The organism is Pseudomonas sp. PS02302, assembly GCF_029959585.1.
Classification (GTDB): domain Bacteria; phylum Pseudomonadota; class Gammaproteobacteria; order Pseudomonadales; family Pseudomonadaceae; genus Chryseomonas; species Chryseomonas aestiva.
The window spans coordinates 1-221 of the sequence record NZ_JASCON010000211.1; the positions used below are offsets into that span (position 1 = coordinate 1).

Sequence of the window (221 nt, forward strand, 5' to 3'; positions counted from 1 at the left end):
GTGCTGCACGGCGACGCCTTTCCCGAGGCCCTGGCCGAGGCGCTGCGCCTGGTCGAGGAGCAGGGCTACACCTTCGTGCCGCCCTATGACGATCCGGACGTCATCGCCGGCCAGGGCACCGTGGCCATGGAGATCCTGCGCCAGCATCCGGGGCGGCTCGATGCCATCTTCGTCCCCGTGGGCGGCGGCGGCCTGATCGCCGGCATCGCCGCCTATGTGAA

At 71.0% G+C, this 221-nt stretch carries 1 protein-coding gene; it reads left to right on the forward strand.

Translation table 11 applies throughout. The features are described from left to right. Nucleotides 1–221 (forward strand): pyridoxal-phosphate dependent enzyme (locus QMX82_RS25805; RefSeq protein ID WP_282288822.1); only part of this gene is annotated, 221 nt, incomplete at both ends.